General features: G+C 66.0%; 3 protein-coding genes. 1 reads left to right on the forward strand and 2 read right to left on the reverse strand.

What is annotated here, in order from left to right; translation table 11 throughout:
• Positions 1-27 precede the first annotated feature (27 nt).
• Positions 28-198, reverse strand: a complete 171-nt coding sequence (locus ABW137_RS36515) for a hypothetical protein (RefSeq protein ID WP_526407967.1) — start codon at positions 196-198, stop codon at positions 28-30.
• 10 nt (positions 199-208) lie between these two features.
• Positions 209-1,402: a cupin domain-containing protein gene (locus tag ABW137_RS36520; RefSeq protein WP_526407969.1), complete on the reverse strand. Its 1,194-nt coding sequence runs from the start codon at positions 1,400-1,402 to the stop codon at positions 209-211.
• 359 nt (positions 1,403-1,761) lie between these two features.
• Between ABW137_RS36520 and ABW137_RS36525 the strand changes: the two genes are divergently transcribed.
• Positions 1,762-3,045, forward strand: a 1,284-nt coding sequence (locus tag ABW137_RS36525; RefSeq protein ID WP_526407971.1) for an AAA family ATPase, incomplete at its 3' end; no start/stop codon positions are given.

Genomic DNA, 3,045 nt, shown 5'->3' on the forward strand with positions numbered 1-3,045 from the left:
CGCCGACCGCCCTCATCGTCAGCGCGTTCACAGGCCCTGGTCGCTCAGGTCGGGATGGTCGTTCGGGCGGGATTGATCGCTGTCCCAGTGGAACAGCCGCTCGGAGTCGGCGATGGTGACGTCATTGATACTCCCGTGCCGGACCTTCATCAGACCGTCGGCTGGGTAGCCCAACGCGACCCGCGCGGGGGTGCACATTTCCCACTCCCTATCCTTGCCCTGGCATCAGCAGGGGCTTGTCCTTGCGTAGGGCGTCGAGGGTGGCCTGGTCCAGGTTCAACGTGGCCGCCACTACCGCTTGCGGGGTTAGTCCGAGCCATTGGTTGGCCGAGAAATCCTCGAAGCGATCGCTGCGGAACAGTTCCAGCATCTGCACCGGTTCATCGCCCACGCACTCAAAGTAGTGGCCCATGGCGCGGGGAACGTAACCGACGTCGCCAGGGTAGAAGTCGTAGGTTCTGGCCTTTCCGCTGGACCCGAAGACGGTCATGCGGGCATGCCCTGACAGCCAGTACTGCCATTCGTCGTTGTTGGGATGCCAATGCATCTCGCGCAGGGCACCAGGTTGAAGTTCCACCCACGCGGCGGCGATCGTCGAGGCCGACGGAAAGTTCTTGGAGTCGGTGATGCGGACGCTGCCGCCGGGGACTTCGATCGGATCCTGGGCCAGCATCCGATGAGTCATGCGCTCGGCGGTGCCGGCCGGCGATCGCACCGATTCGATGTCGGTGACCAGGGCGCCCGGTACCTCGCCGGGGAAGATGTAGCGGCTGCGCTCGATCTCCCCGGCGGTGGGAATGTTGTCGAATGCCGATTGTGCAACTGCGAAGTTATTGGCCAGCACATGCTTTGGCGTATGCGCAAACCAGTCGGTGACCAGAAAAGTCTCGTTCTCGGAGAAGTTTCCGTCGTCGAACACCAGCAGGAATTCGCAGTCTTCCAGGGCTTGGATCGAGTGTGGGAAACCGGACCGGAAGTTCCACAGGTCGCCCCGACCGACGTCGTCGATGAAGTTGCGACCCTGCTGATCGATCGCGGCAATGCGGGCGCTGCCGGCGAGCATGAACGCCCACTCGGCCTCCCGGTGCCAGTGCAGCTCCCGATAGGCGCCGGCCTTCAACCGCATGTTCACGCCCGCCAGCGTCGTCGCGACGGGAAGATCCCGAACCGTCACCTCTCTCGCCCAGCCACCTTCCAGCAGGCGGTTGTGGGCGGCGGCGAACGAGAACTTCAGATTCGGCATGCTGCCGGAATCGGTCGAAGGGGCCCCGGGGTTCTGCGCGCCGACGGCAACGTTGTCAGGGCCGAGAACGGTGGCGCCGTCCTCACCCTTGATGGTCGGCACGCTCTGATCGCCAGCTATGGCGCCATTCGTCGAGCTTCGGACTGGAGAAGTGGTCATTGCTCCAAGCTCCTTCTGGAGGATCGGCATCGAAGCAGGCAAGGCGAGAAGCGTCGATGTGGAGCTCATCATCGCCACGGCCCGGCGTCGAGCGGATCCGCCACCGGACAGTACAACCGGCCAGTCATGACCGGGCAGTGCCCCCAGCGCCGCCTGCGGCCCGCCGCTCGACCGAGTCGATGCCCGGTAGCCAGCGTTCTGAAGGGCTCGGCACGGGGTTCCCGTGCCACGGTCTATGGGAGCCTCGCGCGGGATGTCGCTTTGCTGTCCTTTGTAGAAGACGTCGGGCACTCGGTTACGGACCCCCCCAAAACCGGTGGCTTGCTGCAAGCGGATTCCTCGGCTGCAACGATCATGCGGTGAGCAGCGACATGCGCGTCCGCGCGCTGATCGGACGGGCGAGACAACAACGACGGATCACCGACCTCATCGACGCAGCGCGGCGGGGCCGCAGTGGCGTGCTGACCATCCGCGGTGAGGCTGGCATAGGCAAGACGGCGCTCCTGCTCGACGCCGCTGCCCAGTGCGCGGACTTCCGCATCCTTCACATCAGCGGTGCCGAGTCGGAGATGGAATTGGCCTATGCCGCCGTCCAGCAACTGTGCGCGCCACTGATCGACTTGTTCGCCAGCCTGCCCGAACCGCAGGAGAGGGCCCTGCGCGTCGCCGTGGGTATCGGTACGGGTGATCCACCGGACCGGCTGCTAGTGGGTTTGGCGGTGTTGACGCTGCTCGGCGAGGCTGGGCGCGTCCGTCCCACATTGTGCGTAGTCGACGACGCCCAGTGGGTAGACGCGGCGTCCCTGCAGGCGCTGGCAATCGTTGCGCGGCGCATCCACGTTGACTCGGTCGCCATGCTCTTCGCGGCTCGCGATCGCGGCGCCGACCGGGAGTTGTCGGGCCTTCCCGAACTGTTCGTCAACGGGCTCGACGATGACGACGCTGCAGCGCTGCTCGCTGCTTCGGTGCCGGGCCGTATCAGCGACCGCATGCGCGAGATGATCATCTTGGAGGCAGCTGGGAATCCGCTGGCGCTCCAGGAACTGCACGACGCACTGACGCCGGAGGCGCTGGCGGGCGGGGACGGGGTCGTTGGGCTGATGTCACGTGCCGACCGGATCGAGCACACGTACGGGGTTCGGTTCCGCGCGCTCCCCGAGGATACGAGAACGTTGTTGCTGCTAGCGGCCGCTGATCAGGCCGGTCGGCCGGACTGGTTTTGGACGGCAGCTGCGGACCTCGGCGTGGGTGGTGAGGCAGTGTTCGAGGCCGAGGAGGCCGAACTGATCACGTTCAACGACAAACGGATTCACTTCCGTCATCCCCTCATGCGCGCTGCGGTCTACCGCAGTGCCGCGGTGCATGAACGTCAACGGGTGCATGCCGCGTTGGCCGGCGCGGTCGACGATCCCGCGGCAGAGGACTGCCGCACCTGGCACCTGGCCCATGCCGCATCGCTGCCCGATGAACACGTCGCCGGCGAGTTGGAACGCTCGGCGCAACGTGCGTACGCACGCGGCGGAGTCGCCGCGTCGGCGTCATTTCTGGCCCATGCAGCCAGGTTGACACCGGACCGGGCTCGCCGCGCTGAGCGTGCGCTTGCCGCCGCGCAAGCGAACCTGGATGCAGGCGCCCCCTCGGGG

Source organism: Mycobacterium sp. (genome assembly GCF_040509115.1).
Lineage (GTDB): Bacteria > Actinomycetota > Actinomycetes > Mycobacteriales > Mycobacteriaceae > Mycobacterium.

Bases quoted from the DNA above. Each gene is read 5' to 3' on its own strand.
- ABW137_RS36515 (WP_526407967.1), bottom strand. From the start codon at position 198: ATGTGCACCCCCGCGCGGGTCGCGTTGGGCTACCCAGCCGACGGTCTG.
- ABW137_RS36520 (WP_526407969.1), bottom strand. From the start codon at position 1,402: ATGACCACTTCTCCAGTCCGAAGCTCGACGAATGGCGCCATAGCTGGC.